The organism is Nocardia brasiliensis IFM 10847 (assembly GCF_000710915.1).
In the GTDB taxonomy this organism is placed as follows: domain Bacteria; phylum Actinomycetota; class Actinomycetes; order Mycobacteriales; family Mycobacteriaceae; genus Nocardia; species Nocardia brasiliensis_A.
In genome coordinates this window covers 1-16,822 of record NZ_BAUA01000223.1, presented here as the reverse complement: position 1 = coordinate 16,822, position 16,822 = coordinate 1, and the positions used below count along the sequence as shown (strand labels likewise).

General features: G+C 68.4%; 18 protein-coding genes. 9 read left to right on the top strand and 9 right to left on the bottom strand.

Annotated elements, in window-relative coordinates; translation table 11 throughout:
* The first annotated feature begins 109 nt into the window (after positions 1–109).
* On the top strand, positions 110–574 hold the full coding sequence (locus NBRGI_RS42960) for a GatB/YqeY domain-containing protein (protein ID WP_014981176.1): 465 nt from the start codon (positions 110–112) through the stop codon (positions 572–574).
* Positions 575–643: 69 nt separating this feature from the next.
* Here NBRGI_RS42960 and NBRGI_RS42955 read toward each other — a convergent pair whose 3' ends face one another.
* Positions 644–3,010 (bottom strand): penicillin-binding protein, encoded by a 2,367-nt coding sequence (locus NBRGI_RS42955; RefSeq protein WP_029904072.1) that lies wholly within the window; start codon positions 3,008–3,010, stop codon positions 644–646.
* Between the two features lie 359 nt (positions 3,011–3,369).
* Here NBRGI_RS42955 and NBRGI_RS42950 point away from each other — a divergent pair, with 359 nt between their 5' ends.
* Positions 3,370–3,693 carry a WhiB family transcriptional regulator gene (locus NBRGI_RS42950; RefSeq protein ID WP_014981178.1) on the top strand — a complete coding sequence of 108 codons (324 nt, stop codon included), beginning with the start codon at positions 3,370–3,372 and terminating at the stop codon, positions 3,691–3,693.
* 97 nt (positions 3,694–3,790) lie between these two features.
* Here NBRGI_RS42950 and NBRGI_RS42945 read toward each other — a convergent pair whose 3' ends face one another.
* A complete protein-coding gene (locus NBRGI_RS42945; RefSeq protein WP_029904069.1) occupies positions 3,791–4,912 on the bottom strand; it encodes an ArsA family ATPase in 1,122 nt (373 codons plus the stop codon).
* A complete protein-coding gene (locus NBRGI_RS42940) occupies positions 4,909–5,928 on the bottom strand; it encodes an ArsA-related P-loop ATPase (RefSeq protein WP_029904067.1) in 1,020 nt (339 codons plus the stop codon). Before NBRGI_RS42940 ends, NBRGI_RS42945 begins: the two co-directional genes overlap by 4 nt.
* 194 nt (positions 5,929–6,122) lie before the next feature.
* Here NBRGI_RS42940 and NBRGI_RS47915 point away from each other — a divergent pair, with 194 nt between their 5' ends.
* The 3 genes from NBRGI_RS47915 to NBRGI_RS42925 all read left to right on the top strand — a co-directional run bounded on the left by NBRGI_RS47915 (position 6,123) and on the right by NBRGI_RS42925 (position 7,803).
* Positions 6,123–6,284, top strand: coding sequence for a DUF4177 domain-containing protein (locus NBRGI_RS47915; RefSeq protein WP_014981181.1), 162 nt, complete (start codon positions 6,123–6,125; stop codon positions 6,282–6,284).
* 13 nt (positions 6,285–6,297) lie between these two features.
* The gene (locus NBRGI_RS42930; RefSeq protein ID WP_029904065.1) at positions 6,298–6,765 is read left to right on the top strand and encodes a RidA family protein; all 468 of its coding nucleotides are present in this window, start codon (positions 6,298–6,300) and stop codon (positions 6,763–6,765) included.
* A 246-nt stretch (positions 6,766–7,011) separates the two neighbouring features.
* The gene (locus NBRGI_RS42925) at positions 7,012–7,803 is read left to right on the top strand and encodes an MBL fold metallo-hydrolase (protein ID WP_029904063.1); all 792 of its coding nucleotides are present in this window, start codon (positions 7,012–7,014) and stop codon (positions 7,801–7,803) included.
* A 66-nt stretch (positions 7,804–7,869) separates the two neighbouring features.
* On the opposite strand, the gene NBRGI_RS42920 is transcribed toward NBRGI_RS42925, so the two are convergent.
* Complete coding sequence (locus NBRGI_RS42920; RefSeq protein WP_011206875.1) at positions 7,870–8,544, bottom strand: Crp/Fnr family transcriptional regulator; 675 nt, start codon at positions 8,542–8,544, stop codon at positions 7,870–7,872.
* Positions 8,545–8,762: 218 nt separating this feature from the next.
* A complete protein-coding gene (locus NBRGI_RS42915; protein WP_014981184.1) occupies positions 8,763–8,990 on the bottom strand; it encodes a hypothetical protein in 228 nt (75 codons plus the stop codon).
* Between the two features lie 238 nt (positions 8,991–9,228).
* Here NBRGI_RS42915 and nth point away from each other — a divergent pair, with 238 nt between their 5' ends.
* From nth to NBRGI_RS42895, 4 genes are read left to right on the top strand one after another with little or no spacing between them, the layout of a single operon-like run.
* Complete coding sequence (gene nth / locus NBRGI_RS42910; RefSeq protein ID WP_051728478.1) at positions 9,229–9,930, top strand: endonuclease III; 702 nt, start codon at positions 9,229–9,231, stop codon at positions 9,928–9,930.
* Positions 9,927–10,565 carry a TlpA disulfide reductase family protein gene (locus NBRGI_RS42905; protein WP_029904057.1) on the top strand — a complete coding sequence of 213 codons (639 nt, stop codon included), beginning with the start codon at positions 9,927–9,929 and terminating at the stop codon, positions 10,563–10,565. The genes nth and NBRGI_RS42905 overlap by 4 nt, the downstream gene beginning before the upstream one ends.
* Positions 10,562–11,278, top strand: a complete 717-nt coding sequence (locus tag NBRGI_RS42900) for an NUDIX hydrolase (protein WP_029904056.1) — start codon at positions 10,562–10,564, stop codon at positions 11,276–11,278. Before NBRGI_RS42905 ends, NBRGI_RS42900 begins: the two co-directional genes overlap by 4 nt.
* 10 nt (positions 11,279–11,288) lie before the next feature.
* Positions 11,289–12,482: a MarP family serine protease gene (locus tag NBRGI_RS42895; protein WP_029904054.1), complete on the top strand. Its 1,194-nt coding sequence runs from the start codon at positions 11,289–11,291 to the stop codon at positions 12,480–12,482.
* Positions 12,483–12,533: 51 nt separating this feature from the next.
* Here the strand turns inward: NBRGI_RS42895 and NBRGI_RS42890 are convergent, their stop codons facing one another.
* The 4 genes from NBRGI_RS42890 to NBRGI_RS42875 form a co-directional block, all read right to left on the bottom strand.
* Complete coding sequence (locus NBRGI_RS42890; RefSeq protein WP_014981189.1) at positions 12,534–13,469, bottom strand: alpha/beta fold hydrolase; 936 nt, start codon at positions 13,467–13,469, stop codon at positions 12,534–12,536.
* A 45-nt stretch (positions 13,470–13,514) separates the two neighbouring features.
* Positions 13,515–14,045, bottom strand: a complete 531-nt coding sequence (locus NBRGI_RS42885) for a phage holin family protein (protein WP_029904052.1) — start codon at positions 14,043–14,045, stop codon at positions 13,515–13,517.
* Complete coding sequence (nhaA, locus tag NBRGI_RS42880; protein ID WP_235211307.1) at positions 14,042–15,298, bottom strand: Na+/H+ antiporter NhaA; 1,257 nt, start codon at positions 15,296–15,298, stop codon at positions 14,042–14,044. The genes NBRGI_RS42885 and nhaA overlap by 4 nt, the downstream gene beginning before the upstream one ends.
* A 179-nt stretch (positions 15,299–15,477) precedes the next feature.
* Positions 15,478–16,822, bottom strand: a 1,345-nt coding sequence (locus NBRGI_RS42875; RefSeq protein ID WP_029904048.1) for an acetate--CoA ligase, incomplete at its 5' end; no start/stop codon positions are given.

Below are 16,822 nucleotides of genomic sequence, written 5' to 3'. Positions count from 1 at the left end.
AAGGCCTTGCGCGAGCGCCCTCGATCGGCGTGCACGCGAGCATCGATATTCGCCCGCGGCGGGGCAAATGTGGTGGGCGCTACGCGCGCGAGCGGCTACCGTGAGCCTCATGTCGGAACTCAAAGCGCAACTGCGGACGGATATGACCGCCGCGATGAAAGCCAAGGATACGCTGCGTCTTTCCACCTTGCGGATGCTGCTCGCCGCGATCCAGACGGCCGAGGTGGCCGGTGCCGAGGCCCGTGAGCTCTCCGACGCCGACGTGATCGCCGTGCTGCAGAAAGAGGCGAAGAAGCGCAGCGAGTCGGCCGAGATCTACACCCAGAACGGGCGTGGCGAGTTGGCGGCCAACGAACACGCCGAGGCCAGGATCATCGACGAGTACCTGCCGACCCAGCTGTCGGAGGCCGAGGTCGCCGATCTCGCCGATACGGCGATCGCCCAGGTGGCCGAGCAACTCGGCGAGCGTCCCGGCATGCGCCAGATGGGGCAGGTCATGAAGATCGCCACCGCGCTCGCCGAGGGCAAGGCCGACGGCTCGCGCATCTCCGCCGCGGTCAAAGCACGCCTCTGAGCGGCACGTGCGGCACGGGCCGCGCAACGCGAAGGGCCGCGAACTTTCCGAGTTCGCGGCCCTTTTGCGTCAGCGGGGGATGGGGATCGGGATCGGGATGGGCGGCAGCAGCGGTGGCGGCGGCAACCCGGGGATCCCCGGCGGTGGCGGCGGACCGGGCGGCGGCGCGGCCCGTTGCGTGCCGTCACTGACGTAGAGCGTGATCACCGAGCCGGGGATGGCCGAGCCGTTCGGCGCGGTACCCATCACGGTGCCCTTGGCCTGGGCGCCCGGCCCGGTCACCGGCGTCACCTGGAACCCGGCGCCGACGAGGGCGGCGGTCGCCGCGCCCTGGGTCATGCCCACCACATCGGGCACCTGGGCGTTGTTGGAGCCGCGTACGTACTTGTCGTCCAGCGGCGGCAGCGCGGGCGGCGGGAAGTGACCGAGCACGGGCTTGATCGAGTTGAACCAGCTGCGTGCGGGCTCGTTACCACCGAACAGGTTGCCGTCGCCGCAGTTGCGCAGCGGGAACGAGCAGATCTCGCCCGGCGTCGGGCTGTCGCCGTACACGTAGGTGGCGGCGGCCAGCGAGTTGGTGAAGCCGAGGAAGGCCGAGGAGCGGTGGCTTTCCGTGGTGCCGGTCTTGCCCGACAGCGGCGCGGCCCACCCCGCGGCCTGGGCGGCGCCCGCGGCGGTGCCGCTGATGTCGTCCTTGCTCATCGCGTTGGCCAGGGTGTTCGCCAGGCCGGGTTCCACGACCTGCTCGCAGGCCTGCTGGGTGAGCGGCACCTGCTTGCCCTGCCGGTCCACGACCTCCTTGATCGGGTTCGGCGGGCACCACTTGCCGCCGGAGGCGAGCGTCGCGGCGACGTTGGACAGTTCCAGCGGGTTGATCGCGACCGGGCCGAGGGTGAAGGAGCCGAGGTTCTGCTCCTTGATCATGTCGGCGAGGCTCTGGTTGCCGTGGCCGGAGGTGCCCGCCTCGGTGTAGGAGCGCATGCCGAGCCGGACCGCCATATCGACGGTGGGGGTCACGCCGACGGCCTGGATCAGCTTGACGAACGCGGTGTTCGGCGAGGTCGCCAGCGCCTCGGTCACCGACATCGGCGACTTGTACTTGCCCGCGTTCTCCACGCAGTAGGTGGCGGCCGGGCAGCCGCGGGCGCCACCGTTGCCCATGCCCTTGGCCTCGAAGCGGCCGGGCACGTCGAGCTGAGCGTTGATGCCCAGGCCCTTCTCCATGGCGGCCGCGGTGGTGAAGATCTTGAAGATCGAGCCCGCGCCGTCGCCCACCATCGAATACGGCTGCGGCTGCACGGTTTCGTTCGCGTCGCGGTTGAGTCCGTAGGTGCGGCTGCTCGCCATCGCGATCAGCGGATGTGAATCCTGGCCGGGCGCGACGACGGACATCACCTGGGCGATGTTGTCCAGATTCGGGTTCGCCGAGTCGGTCACCGAGCGCTTCACCGAGTCCTGCACCGCAGGATCGAGCGTCGTCCGGATCAGGTAGCCGCCTTTGTCGATCTGCTCGCGGCTGATCCCCGCGTTGGCGAGGTACTGCAGCGCGTAGTCGCAGAAGAAACCGCGGTCGTGCGCGGCGATGCAGCCGCGCGGCAAACCCTTGGGCTCGGGCAGCACGCCGAGCGGCTTGGTCTTGGCGTCGCGGAACTCGTCGGCCCGGCTGGGGATGTTCTGGATCATGGTGTCCAGCACGGTGTTGCGCCGGGCCAGCACGCCCTCGGTGTTGGTGTAGGGGTTCAGCTTCGAGGAGCTCTGCACCATGCCGGCGAGCATCGCCGCCTGGGAGACGTTCAGCTCCGAGGCGTCGATGCCGAAGTAGGTCTGCGCGGCGTCCTGGATGCCGTAGGAGGAGTTACCGAACGGGACCAGGTTCAGATACCTGGTCAGGATCTCGTCCTTGGTGAGCTCGCGGTCCAGGGTGAGCGCCATCCGGATCTCACGGATCTTGCGGGCGGGGGTGGTCTCGATCGCGGCCCGGCGTTCGGCGTCGGTCTTGGCCACGACCAGCAGCTGGAAGTTCTTGACGTACTGCTGGTCCAGCGTCGAGGCGCCCTGCTGCACCTCGCCGCTCGAGGTGTTGGTCAGGAACGCGCGCAACGTGCCCTGCCAGTCCACGCCCTCGTGTTCGGCGAAGCGCCGGTCCTCGATGGAGACGATCGCCAGCTTCATGTCGTTGGAGATCTTGTCGCTGGGCACTTCGAAGCGGCGTTGCTCGTACAGCCAGGCGATCGGTGCGCCGCTCGCGTCGACCATGGTGGAGACCGCGGGCACGGTGCCCTCCACCAATTCCGAGGACACGTTGTCGACGGCGTCGGCGGCCCGGTTCGAGACGAACCCGAAACCGCCTGCGAGCGGGAACAGCAACCCGGCGACGAGCACGGCAGCCAGCAAGCAGCTGCCGGCCAGCCTCGCGAGCGTTTGTGTGATCGGCACGATCCTCAGACTACGGGGTGCGCTCGGAGCTCTCTTCCGTGCGTTTACCGGAGCGAGATTGATGACGGGTAATGGGCGTGTCGCGCGAGCGAGTCTGGCGTGTCGCGGGACGGCGCGCCGCGAATAACCCGGCCTCGCCGCCGCTCCGGGGATTTTGCAGGGACGGACGTACCAAAAAATCCGGGGGCGGTCTTGCGCTAGCCCCATACCTTTACCTAGATTGAGAACCCAGTGTGATAGAGCTAACACTCAAAGTGGAATGTGGTGCAGTTCGCAGCGGGGTTTGGGTTGCTGCGACGCTGACACGCGATTCTGGAGCGCCGTTGACCCGGTGTTCGGACTGCAAAGGGGCACACCAAATGCACATGACAACCCCCATCGCTCGATTGGACGTGGAGCAGGCCGAAGCAAGGATCGCCTGGGTAGCCCAGGCCCGATGCAAGGAAGTGGATCCCGATCAGTTGTTCGTTCGCGGCGCTGCCCAGCGCAAAGCCGCGACGATCTGCAGGCACTGCCCGGTGCTGATGCAGTGTGGTGCCGACGCGCTCGACAATCGAGTGGAGTTCGGTGTGTGGGGCGGTATGACCGAGCGGCAGCGGCGCGCGCTGCTCAAGCAACACCCGGAAGTGACCTCCTGGGCCGATTTCTTCCAGGCCCAGCGCCAACATCAGGTGGCAATGTAGCCCCCGTGCACCCTCGGAACTGAGCCTGCGAAAGCGGGCTCAGTTCCGTTTGGGGGCAAAAGCTTCCGTTTGGACCTATAGCCGATGCGCCTATGTATCAAGCAGATGCTCGGTTGGTGGTCAGTTGATCACCTACGGCACGCAGCGCCTCGAGATCGGACACCTCGAACGGCAACGCGGTGACCGCGACGATCGGTACCCGCGGATGCGCCCCCGTAAACCGGTGCAGCAGATGCTGTTCGCGCTTGTCCGTGGCCACGCGACGGGCGTGAATGCGCAGCACCGCCGCGGTCAGCGGGTCCGAGTCCGCCAGTTGCTCCGCCACGGTCGCCGCGCGCCCGGCCGACAACGTGCTCAGCGCCGGATGCGTCCGGTTGAGCACCAGGCCCGCCAGCGGCATCCGTTCGGTGGACAGCCGGTCCACGAAGAACGACGCCTCGCGCAGCGCGTCCGGTTCCGCGGCCGCCACCACCAGAAAGTGGGTGCCCGGCTTGGAGAGCATCGCGTAGGTCCGGTCCGCGCGATCCTGGAAGCCGCCGAACAGCGAGTCCAGCGATTGCAGGAAATTGGATGCGTCCTTGAGCATCTGGCCGCCGACGATGGTGGACACCCCGCGCACCGCCAGGCTCATCGCGCCGGTGACCAGCCGGGTGACGCCGCGCCCCGGCGCCATGATGACCCGGATCATCCTGCCGTTCAGGAAGTTTCCGAGCCGCTTCGGCGCGTCCAGGAAGTCGAGCGCGTTGCGCGACGGGGGAGTGTCGACCACGATCAGGTCCCACTCCTTGCGCGCGGCCAGTTGACCGAGCTTCTCCATCGCCATGTACTCCTGCGTCCCGCCGAACGACGAGGCGACGGTTTGGTAGAAGGGGTTGGCGAAGATCTGCTCGGCCTTCTCCGGGCTGGTGTGCTCGAGCACCATGTCGTCGAAGGTGCGGCGCATGTTCAGCATCATCGCGTGCAACTCGCCCTTGGCCTGCGGCCCGAGCGGCACCCGCTGCGGCGAATTGCCGAGATCGGCGACCCCGAGTGACTGCGCCAGCCGGCGCGCCGGGTCGATCGTGAGCACCACGACCTTGCGGCCCTGTTCGGCCGCGCGCAACGCGATCGCCGCGGCGGTGGTGGTCTTGCCGACCCCGCCCGAGCCGCAGCAGACCACGACACGCGCCGTCCGGTCTTCGATGATGCTCGAAATATCCAGTGGCGCGGGCGCGGTCATTTGACCCCTTGGGTACTCAAGTGTTCGGCCAGTTCATATAAGCCGCCGAGGTCCATGCCCTCCGGCAGCGCGGGCAGGTACAGGCGGGACACGTCGACCTTGGCGAGCTCGGCCGCGCTGTCGTCCTGCGCCTGCAAAGTGGCGGCGTGCTCGATGGTTTCGGTGATCAGGCCCTGGAAGTCGTTGTCCGGCAGGGTGATCCCGGCGCCGGCGAGCCCGGCGCGGACGGCGTCGGTGTCCACCGCGCCCCGGGCGGCCGCGGCGCGCAGCTCGGGCGGCAGCTGACCCTCGGTGGCCCGGTTCACGATGACCGTGCCGATCCGCAGATCCGCGGCCTTCAATTCCGCGATGGCGTCGGCGGTTTCCTGCACCGGCAGCGCTTCGAGCAACGTGACCAGGTGGATCATCGTCTGATCCGAGTGCAGCAGCTTCGAGACGCCCTCGGCCTGGGAGGCGATCGGTCCGCCCTTGGCCACCTCGAGCATGGCCTGGGTGACGTCCAGGAAACTGGCGATCCGGCCGGTCGGCGGCGCGTCGACCACGATCTCGTCGTAGACCCGCTTGCCGTCCTTGCCGACCCGGACCGCGGTCTCCTTGATCTTGCCGGTCAGGATGACGTCGCGCAGGCCGGGCGCGATCGTGGTGACGAACTCGATGGCGCCCATCCGGCGCATCGCCCGGCCCGCGAAGCCGAGGTTGTAGAACATGTCCAGGTATTCGAGAAAGGCGTGCTCGATGTCGAGCGCGAGCGCGACCACCTCGCCGCCGCCGTCCGCGGTGGCGATCCGGGTCTCGGTCGGCGGCAGCGGCGGCAGGTCGAACAGCTGGGCGATCGACTGCCTGCTCTCCACCTCCACCAGCAGCACCCGCCGTCCGCCGGCCGCGAGGGCCAATGCCAGCGCCGCGGCCACGGTCGACTTGCCCGTGCCGCCCTTGCCCGAGACGTAGTGCAAGCGAGCCTTCTCGGCACGTTCCGGCCACCCTTTTTCGAGCTCGGGCTCGGCCGAAAGCGGCACTGCTGTTGGTACTCCCACGTTCGCGAGCCTATAACCCGTTCTGAGATCGCGCCCGAGGGATCCGCCTAGTGCCTGGTCCAGGCGGTGTATCTGTACCAGACAGTAGGATTTCGGGGCGTTTCGCCCACCGCAGGCGGGCGCGGGGAACGCGATGCCGCAGGCGCGCTCCGGGGGCCGGCAACTAGGCTCCTCCCATGAGTGAAGCGAGCTTGTGGGAGTACGCGACCGTGCCGCTGTTGACGCACGCGACCAAGCAGATTCTCGACCAGTGGGGCGCCGACGGATGGGAGCTGGTGACCGTGTTGCCGGGGCCCACCGGTGAGCAGCACGTCGCCTACCTCAAGCGTCCGAAGTAAGGAGACGACGCAGATGACCACAGCAACCCAGTGGGAAAGCAATCTCGCCCGGCTCGGCCTGACCCTGCCGCCCGTCGCGCCGCCGGTCGCCGCCTACATCCCGGCGATCCAGACCGGTTCGCTGGTCTACACCTCGGGTCAGCTGCCGTTCGTGAACGGTGAGCTGTCGGCGGTCGGCAAGGTCGGCGCCGAGGTGAGCACCGAGCAGGCACAGGAAGCCGCCCGCCTCTGCGCGCTCAACGCGCTCGCGGCCGTGCACGGACTGGTCGGGCTCGACCGGGTGGTGCGCGTGGTGAAGGTGGTCGGATTCGTCGCCTCCGCACCGGGATACAACGACCAGCCGGTCGTGATCAACGGCGCCTCGGAGTTCCTGGGTGAGGTCTTCGGCGACGCGGGCGTGCACGCGCGCTCCGCCGTCGGCGTCTCCGAACTGCCCAAGAACACCCCCGTCGAGGTCGAGATCATCGTCGAGGTGCAGTAATTCGGCCGCGCGGGCGCGGCGGGTTCGCGGCCCCCTTGTGTCCCGTGTCCGAGCGGTCGAGACTCGCGCCTTCGGCGCATGCGCTTCGACCGCTCGGACATGGGACGGCCGCGAACGGTCGCTCGTCGGGCTCGCTCCGTTGTGGCTGAGTGGGGCGGTCACGTGCGCGGCATGTGAAAGCCGCGCGCGTGGTTGTCTTTTGGGTAGACCACTTCTGATCGGCTGATCGCACTCGAGGACGATGGCATGGCACTTGAACATCCCGCGTATGGGCAACTACGGCAGGTCACCCCGACAGCAGCGGTATTGCTCGCGGACAATCCCGGCCAGATGACGTTGCAGGGCACCAACACTTGGATCCTGCGCGCGCCGGGGCGATCGGACTGCGTGGTGGTCGATCCCGGTCCGAAGGACAAGGCGCACAGTGCGAAGATCGCCGAGGTCACCGGCGGCGAGATCGCGCTGACGCTGATCACGCATCGGCATCACGACCACACCGGCGGCATCGACCGGCTGGTGCAGCTCACCGGAACCGCGGTGCGCGCCAAGGACTCCGAGTTCCTGCGCGGTTCGACCGCAGCGCTGGCCGACGGTGAGGTGATCGAGGCCGCGGGCTTGCGCATCACCGTGCTCGACACCCCGGGCCACACCGGCGACTCGGTGAGTTTCGTGCTCGACGACGCCGTGCTGACCGGAGACACCATTCTCGGCAGCGGCACCACCGTGCTCGATTCCAGCGACGGCACCCTGGCCGACTATCTGTCCTCGCTCGACCGCTTGGTCGAGGTGGGCGCGGGCAAGGCGCTGCTTCCCGCGCACGGGCCGGATCATCCCGACCTGGCGCCGGTGGCCCGCTACTACATCGAGCACCGGCAGGAACGACTCGAACAGGTCCGTGCGGCGTTGCGGGAGCTCGGTCCCGACGCGGGTGCGATGGCCGTGGTGCGCCGGGTGTACGCCGACGTGGACAAGCGGTTGTGGCTCGCCGCCCGCAGTTCGGTGCAGGCCCAGCTGGAATACCTCCGCGCCGAGGGCTGACGCGCATCGAAAACGTGCCTGCCGGATTCATGGAGCTGTGAATCCGGCAGGCCGTACACCGATGAACTAGCGCGCGCGACGGGCCAGGCGCTCGGAGTCGGAGATGAGCACGCTCTTGCCCTCCAGCCGCAGCCAACCGCGGTGCGCGAAGTCGGCGAGTGCCTTGTTCACGGTTTCGCGGGAGGCGCCGACCAGCTGGGCGATCTCCTCCTGGGTGAGGTCGTGGGTGACGCGCAGCGCACCGGCCTCCTGGGTGCCGAACCGCTGTGCGAGCTGCAGCAGCGCCTTGGCGACCCGGCCGGGCACGTCGGTGAAGATGAGGTCGGCCAGGTTGTTGTTGGTGCGACGCAGGCGCCGGGCGAGGACGCGGAGCAACTGCTCGGCGATCTCCGGTCGCTGGTCGATCCAGGACTTGAGGGCGTCGCGGTCCATCGTCACGGCACGCACCTCGGTCACCGTGGTGGCGGTGGAGGTACGCGGGCCCGGATCGAAGATCGACAGCTCACCGAACATGTCCGACGGGCCCATGATGGTCAGCAGATTCTCCCGGCCGTCGGGGGAGCGACGTCCGATCTTCACCTTGCCCGAGGTGATGATGTAGAGCCGGTCGCCCGGTTCACCTTCGTTGAAAATGACATGACCACGTGGGAAATCCACGGGCTGCAATTGCTTGGCGAGGGCGGCCACCGCAGTGGGCTCGACGCCCTGGAAGATGCCTGCTCTGGCGAGGGCCTCGTCCACTTATGTGCTCCTTATGGGAAATGGCTCTGTACTGGACCGAAAGCGACTCGGCCAACAGCGCAGTCTACGCGGCATGATGACAGCGTAGTGACAGACACCACGTAACGGGTGGATTGCATGGCGCAGCGAGGAACCGTACCAGTTTCTGATCTTGGCTTTCGCGGGCACCCACGTGGTTACCGCAGCTCTAGCCGCCGGGTCCGTCGGTCACTTCGGGGTCAGCTTGCTCGCGCCACATCCAGCTCTTCGCCGCGGGCGCGGCGCTTGCGCATCCGTGCCACGGCAGCGGGCAGGCCGAGCCTCGTCAGCTCTTTCACTTCTGCGTTGCTTGCCTTGTCCAGGTACTGCTGAACCTCTTCGTCGGGTTCGAGAAGTTTGCGGAGCCGGTTCTCGACCCGCTCCATACCCAGTGCGAACAGCATCAACAGCACTGGGAAGAGCACCACAGCGAGTCCTTGCATACGGAGGAGTAAACACGGTCTAGGTCTCAGATGGAACACGGCAACCGAACTGGACGGGCAACGCCGGCCGACAGTTCCGTATGGTGGACGGGTGCGTGTCACCCCTTCCAACGCCGCCGGAAACGGACGTGCGACTGCCGCCGCGGCGACCGATGCGCAAGCCGCCGCGGTCACTGCGCCGAAGCGGAAAACCCGCGCGCGACAGGCGGAAACCCAGCTCGGGCTGGTCCGCCGCGCGCGCCGGATGAACCGTGTGCTGGCCGAGGCTTTTCCGGACGCGCACTGTGAGCTGGATTTCACCACGCCGCTCGAATTGGCGGTCGCGACAATACTTTCCGCGCAGTCCACCGATGTGCGGGTGAATCTCACCACGCCCGCGCTCTTCGCGAAGTACCCCGACGCCCGCGCCTACGCCGAGGCGAACCGCGCGGAGCTGGAGGAATACGTTCGCTCGACAGGTTTCTACCGCAACAAGGCGAACTCGCTGATCGGCCTCGGGCAGGCCCTGCTCGAGCGGCACCACGGTGAGTTGCCTCACACCATGGACGAATTGGTGCAGTTGCCCGGCATCGGGCGCAAGACCGCGAACGTCATCTTGGGCAACGCGTTCGGCGTGCCGGGCATCACGGTCGACACCCATTTCGGTCGCCTGGTGCGCCGCTGGCAGTGGACCACCGAGGAAGACCCGGTGAAGGTCGAGCACATCGTCGGTGAGCTGATCGAGCGCAAAGAGTGGACGATGCTCTCGCATCGGGTGATCTTCCACGGCCGCCGGGTGTGTCATGCCAGGAAGCCGGCCTGCGGTGTGTGCGTGCTCGCCAAGGACTGCCCGTCCTTCGGCGCCGGTCCCACCGATCCCGACACCGCGGCGGATCTGGTCAAAGGTCCCGAGAAGGAGCATCTGCTCGAGCTGGTCGGCCGGTGAGGGGAGTCCCGGTTGCCTGGCGATGGGCGCTGGCCGGATTGATCGCTGTGCTGGCGCTGACGGTCGCGCTGTGGCCGCGCGGCAACCGCGACGCCGACCCCGCGACGGATACCGCACGGTCCCCGGGCAGCGCCGGAGTTGCCGAACAGCAACGCGCCGCCGCGGGTCTCGCGCCGTGCCCCCGCCCCGCCCCGGGCGCGCAGAGCGCCGGCCCGCTCGCCGGTCTCACGCTGAACTGCCTGGCCGACGGTTCGCCGGTGGAGCTGGCGGCCGCGCTCGCGGGTAAGCCGGCGCTGCTGAACCTCTGGGCCTACTGGTGCGGGCCGTGTGCGCAAGAATTGCCGTATTTGCAGCAGTTCGCCCGACGCGCCGGAAACGCGATTACCGTGCTGACCGTGCACAGCGACCCCGACGAGGCCAAGGCGATCGCCCGGCTGACTGGACTCGACGTGAAACTGCCTGGTGTACTCGATGCCGACACGCGGGTGCGGACCGTCGTCGGCGCCCCTGCGGTGCTGCCTGTTTCGGTGTTGGTCCGGGCGGACGGTTCGGTGGCACGGGTGGAGGTGCGCGCGTTCACCGGGGTCGACGACATCGCGAACACCGTCGCACGGGAGCTGGGAGTAGCCGCATGACCGTCCCTGTGCCCCAGGACATTCCGAAGTGGCTGAGCCGGGCCACCGACCCCGACACCGATTCGTCGGACACCCTCACGCTCGCGCGCACGCTGCGCCGCGCCATGACGATCACCACGACCCCGCGGCAGGCGGCGGTGCTCGTGCTGTTCGGCGGGTCGCCGGAAGCCGACCCCGCCGCGCCCGGCGGGCTACCCGCGGACGCGGAGGTGTTGCTCACCCAGCGCGCCGCCACCCTGCGCCAGCATCGCGGCCAGATCGCCTTTCCCGGCGGCGCGGTCGATCCCGGTGACACCGGGCCCATCGACACCGCACTGCGCGAAGCCTGCGAGGAGACGGGGTTGGACCGCTCCGGTGTCGAGCCGCTGGCGATCCTGCCGAAGCTGTTCGTGCCGCCCTCCCGATTCGACGTGACACCGGTCGTGGCCTACTGGCGCACGCCGAGCGCGGTCGGGGTGGTCGACGCGAGCGAGACCGAGCGAGTGGTCCGGGTGCGCCTGGCCGAGCTGCTCGACCCGGCCAACCGGTTCCTGGTCCGCGGCAGCCTCGGCTACCAGAGCCCCGCCTTCCAGGTGGACGGCATGCTGGTCTGGGGGCTGACCGGGGGCATCCTCGCCGGAATCTGTAAAACCGCGGGCTGGGAACAAGAGTGGGACCACACCGACGTACGTGATCTGGAGACGGCACTGGCTGCAGTGGGAATGACCTTATGAGGGAGCGTCGGTGAGCTCATCCGCATGGCTCGATATCGCTGTCGTGCTGCTCGCGCTGCTGGCCGCCTCGTCCGGGTGGCGGCAGGGCGCGGTGGCCTCGGCGCTGGCCTTCCTCGGCGTCGTGCTCGGCGCGGTCGCGGGTATCCTGATCGCGCCGCACATCCTGGTCCATGTCGACGAGGGCCGCACTCGGGTACTGACCGGTGTGCTGCTCATCGTGCTGCTGGTGATCATCGGCGAGGTCGCGGGCATGGTGCTCGGCCGGGCCGCGCGCAGCGGCATGCGGCATCCGTTCACCCGCAGTGTGGACAGCGTGGTGGGCGCGGCGTTGCAGGCCGTGGCCGTGCTGGTCACCGCGTGGCTGCTCGCGTTGCCGCTGGCCACCTCGTCGCAGCCGTCGATCGCCACGGCGATCAACGGCTCGCGGGTGCTCACCGATGTCAACCAGGTGGCGCCGAACTGGTTGCGCCGCTTGCCCAACGAGTTCTCCAAGCTGCTCAACACCTCCGGCCTGCCGGACGTGATCGGCCCGTTCGGCCGGGCGCCGATCGCGGCCGTCGAGCCGCCGGACGCGAGTGTGCTCGGCAGTCCGGTCGCGGGCTCGTTGCAGCAGAGCGTGTTGCGCATCCGCGGTGTCGCGCCGAGTTGCCAGCGGGCGCTGGAGGGTTCGGGCTTCGTGATCGCCCCGGAGCGGATCATGACCAACGCGCACGTGGTCGCGGGCACCACCAGCATCCAGGTCGATTCGGCGACCGGGCCGCTCGACGCCACCGTGGTGCTGTTCGATCCGTCGACCGACGTCGCGGTGCTCGCGGTGCCGGGGCTGACCGCCCCGCCGATCCCGCAGGCGCCGGCGCCTGCGCGGTCCGGTGACAGCGCGATCGTGCTCGGCTACCCCGGCGGCGGGCGCTACACCGCCAGCGCGGCCCGGGTGCGCGAGACTCTGGATCTGACCGGTCCGAACATCTACCGCGACGGCACGGTGGAGCGGCAGGTCTACACCGTGCGCGGGTTGGTGCGCGCGGGCAATTCCGGCGGACCGCTGGTCGATACGGAAGGCCATGTGCTCGGCGTCGTGTTCGGTGCGGCTGTCACCGACGACGACACCGGCTATGTGCTGACACTGGCCGAGGTCCGTGCGCAGCTGGACGCCGCGCCGGGCGTGAACGCCCCGGTCGGCACCGGAGCCTGCGTGCTGAGTTGACGACGCGGTTCGAGGGCGGTCTTCGAGCGGCCGCCCTCGACGTCGCCGAAGTTACGCCAGCAGTTTCGCCAGCTCCGCGGTCACCATCTCCGGATTCTCCTGGTGCGCATAGTGTCCGGCGGCGGGGATGGGGGTCAGTTGCCGATTGGGGGACAGATGCTGACCGCGCCGGAAGGTGCTCGCGAGCACGTACGGATCCAGATCGCCGCGCATGGCCAGCACCGGTATCCGGATCGGTTCGCGCATGGTGGCCATGAACCGGCGGCCGTCCGGCCGCCACTGGCTGCGGAAGGCCCAGCGCTGATACTCCAGCGCACAGTGCGCGGCACCGGGGATCTGGATGGCCGAGCGCATCCGTCGAGCGGTGTCGACGAATTCGGTGGTGCCCGACCATGATCCGCTGACCCGCTGCCGCAGCAGCCGTTCGGCCTCGAAGCCGTCGCCGGTGGTCAGCAGCCGTTCGCCGTAGCGTGGCAGCTGGTAGCGCAGGAAGTTGGGCAGCCAGGTCGCGCGCTGGTGGCGGTTGTGCAGCACCGCGCTCTTCAACGCCGCGGGATGCGGTGAACTCACCACCGCGATCGAGCGGACCAGCCGGGGATGCAGTACCGCGGTGGCCCAGCAGACCAGTCCGCCGTCGGCGTGCCCGACCAGGGTCGCGTCGGGGTAGCCGAGGGCGCGGATGAGTCCCGCGATATCGCCGGCCAGCGTCCAGCCGTCGTAGCCGCGGGGTGGTTTGTCGCTGTCGCCGTAGCCGCGCAGATCCACGGCCACTGCCCGGTAGCCGTGCGCGGCGAGCCCGGTGAGCTGATGGCGCCAGGACCACCAGAAGTCGGCGAAGCCGTGCAGCAGTACGACCAGTGGGGCGTCGGTGCGGTCCGGGGCCGCGTCGACCACGTGGAAGCGGATGCCGTTGGCATGGACGTCCCGATGCGCCCACGGGCCGTCGTAACGGACGCTGGACGGATCCGGAATTGAGTGCGACGACACGCCGATGCAGCCTAGTTGTCGAGGTATCCGCGCGCGAGCGAGCGGTTACGAAGCGGGTTTGTCCAGGGCGGGACGGCCGTCGTTGGTCAGCGCCGGACGGTCCTCGTGCGCCGCCGCGCCGAGACCGTGCGGCAGCACCGCGCGGGCCTGCTTGAGCGAGTCGATCGTCTTCTCCGGCGCGCGCAGCTTCTTCACCCGCAGGTAGCCGAGCAGCGCCAGCAGCGCGGTCGCGACGATCATCAGCGCGAACACGATCAGGAAGGCCGCCCAGCGGGCCAGCCACACGTCGAGCAGTTCGCCGAGGAAGAAGAAAAAGAAGAACGTGCTGAACAGCAGGACGGTCAGCGCGAGGATGAAGTAGACGCTGCCCTGCAGCCCCTTCTTGATCTCTCCGGTGACCTCTGCTTTGGCGAGCGCGACCTCGGCCCGGACCAGCGTCGACATCTGCTCGGTCGCGTCGCGCACGAGGCTGCCGAAACTGGCGCTGCCGGTGGGGTTCGCGTCGGACAAGGGAATGGAGGTCACTGTACGACCGCGCTGCGCGTCGTTCCCGTTACCGCCGTTTGTGTAACTCACTTGGTCGACCCTTCTCCCTGTCCCGGCACTGCGTCCTCGTCTTCTCGTTGTAGCGCACGCGCGTCTCGACGCGCCTGGTGGACACGCCCTCGCCGCAACAGTAGCGCCGAACCGGCGAGCGACGCCGCCATTGATGTGACCAACACAGCGGCCTTCGCCAATTCCGCGGCCGAGCCGTCGCCGACATCGGCCAGTGCGAGTTCCGCCACGAGAAGGCTAACGGTGAAGCCGATCGCGCCGAGCACCGACAGGGCGAACATGTCGCGATACCCGAGTCCGGCGGGCCGCTTGGCCACGCCGAACCGGATTGCGAGCCAACTGATCCCGAAGATGCCCAGGGTCTTGCCGAGCAGCAACCCGAGAATTACCGCCAGCGCCAGCCTGTCGCTGAACAGTTCGCCGAATACCTTGGCGTCCAATGGAACTCCGGAGGCGAACAACGCGAACAACGGGACGCACACGCCGGCCGAGATCGGCTGGATCAGATGCTCGAGCCGAGTGGCCGGCGCCTCTTCTTCGCCGGGGTCGGGGCGCACCCTGGTGAGCAGCCCGAGGATCACCCCGGCCAGGGTCGGGTGGATGCCTGCTTCGTGCAGCGCGTACCAGGCGATCAGCGCCAGCGGCACGTACAGCCACGGGGTGCGAATCCGCTTGTGCTGGGCCAGCGCCCACAGCGCGCAGCAGGCCGCGGCGGCCAGCAGCCACAGCAGCGCCAGCGTCGTGGTGAACAGCACCGCGATCAAGACGATGGCCATCAGATCGTCGACCACGGCCAAGCTGAGCAGGAATACCCGCGCGCTCGCCGGAATGCGCGAACCCGTCATGGCGAGCACGGCCAGTGCGAACGCGATATCGGTGGCGACCGGGATGGCCCAGCCCCGATCCATCCCCGGCACGCCGAGGCCGACGACCACGGCGATGAGCGCGGGGGTGACCACGCCGCCGACCGCGGCGATGATCGGCAGGGCCGCGCGTTTCGGATCGGCCAGCTCACCGACGACGAGTTCGCGTTTGAGTTCGAGGCCCGCGACGAAGAAGAAGACCGCGAGCAGACCGTCTTTGGTCCAGTCGGCCAGGGTGAGATCAAGGTGCAGCGGCGGGATGGCGAGCACCGTCTCGGTCATCGTCACGTAGCTCGCGCCCCACGGTGAGTTCACCCACAGCAACGCCACGGCGGCCGCGACCAGCAGAATGGCACCGCCGACGGTTTCGGTGCGGAGATAGCGGGATAGTTCCGAGCGCACTTGCGTGATCACGGGGAACCTTTCGGCAGGGTCGGTCGGGGCTGCGACCATGCCTTCCCGGCGCATCGGCGCCGGGTACACGACCGCATGCCGACCAGACTTCCCGGCACACCTTACGCAATCCTAACGGTAAAGGCCGGTGACTAATACAGCCACCGGCCTTAACATGCGTGCCTCGGTCTTCGGGGTTACGCCTTGCCGGCCCGGATCGCCTCGAAGACGTTCGGATCGACCAGTGTCGAGGTGTCGCCGAGTTCCCGGCCTTCCGCGACATCGCGCAACAGCCTGCGCATGATCTTGCCGCTGCGCGTCTTCGGCAGCTCCGGCACCACGTGGATCTCCCGCGGCCGTGCGATCGGGCTGATCTCGCGCGACACCTCCGCCTTCAGCTCGTCCACCAGCGCGGTGCCGGTGTTCTCGGCCTCCGCGGTCAGGATGACGAACGCGACGATGCCCTGGCCGGTGGTCTCGTCGCTGGCGCCGACCACGGCGGCCTCGGCGACCCCGGAGTGACCGACCAGCGCCGATTCCACCTCGGCGGTGGAGATCCGGTGGCCCGATACGTTCATCACGTCGTCGACCCGGCCGAGCACCCACAGGTCGCCGTCGGCGTCGAGCTTCGCGCCGTCACCGGCGAAGTACCAGCCCTGCTCGGCGTAGCGCTCCCAGTACGTGGCCCGGTACCGCTCCATGTCGCCCCAGATGCCGCGCAGCATCGACGGCCACGGCTGGTCGAGCACCAGGTAGCCGTTGGCCTCGGTTTCCCCGCGCTGCACCGGCTTTCCCTCTTCGTCGACGACCAGCGCCGAGATGCCGGGCAGTGGCGCCATGGCCGCGCCGGGTTTGGCTGCGGTGACGCCGGGCAGCGGCGAGATCATGATCGAACCGGTCTCGGTCTGCCACCAGGTGTCCACGATCGGGGTGCGGCCCGCGCCGATGGTGTCGCGGTACCAGCGCCAGGCCTCCGGGTTGATCGGCTCACCGACCGAACCGAGCAGCCGGATGCTGGACAGGTCGTGTGCGTCGGGGATCTCGCGGCCCCATTTCATGAACGTGCGGACCAGTGTCGGTGCCGTGTAATAGATGCTGACGCCGTACTTTTCGACGATCTGCCAGTGCCGGTGCTCGTCCGGGAAGTTCGGCGTGCCCTCGTAGACGACCTGGGTGGCGCGGTTGGCCAGTGGTCCGTAGACGATGTAGCTGTGGCCGGTGACCCAGCCGATGTCGGCGGTGCACCAGTAGACGTCTTGTCCGGCTTTGTGATCGAAGACGTTGTGGTGGGTGTAGGCGGTCTGGGTGAGGTAGCCGCCGCTGGTGTGCAGGATGCCCTTGGGTTTTCCGGTGGTGCCGGAGGTGTAGAGGATGAACAGCGGGTGCTCGGCGTCGAAGGCCTGCGCCTCGTGCTCGGGCGACGCGTTCGCCACGGTCTCGTGCCACCACAGGTCGCGTCCCTCGGTCCACGGCACCTCGAGGTCGGTCCGGCGGACCACGAGCACATGCTCAACGCTGTGCGGCACATCGCCGTTCGCATAC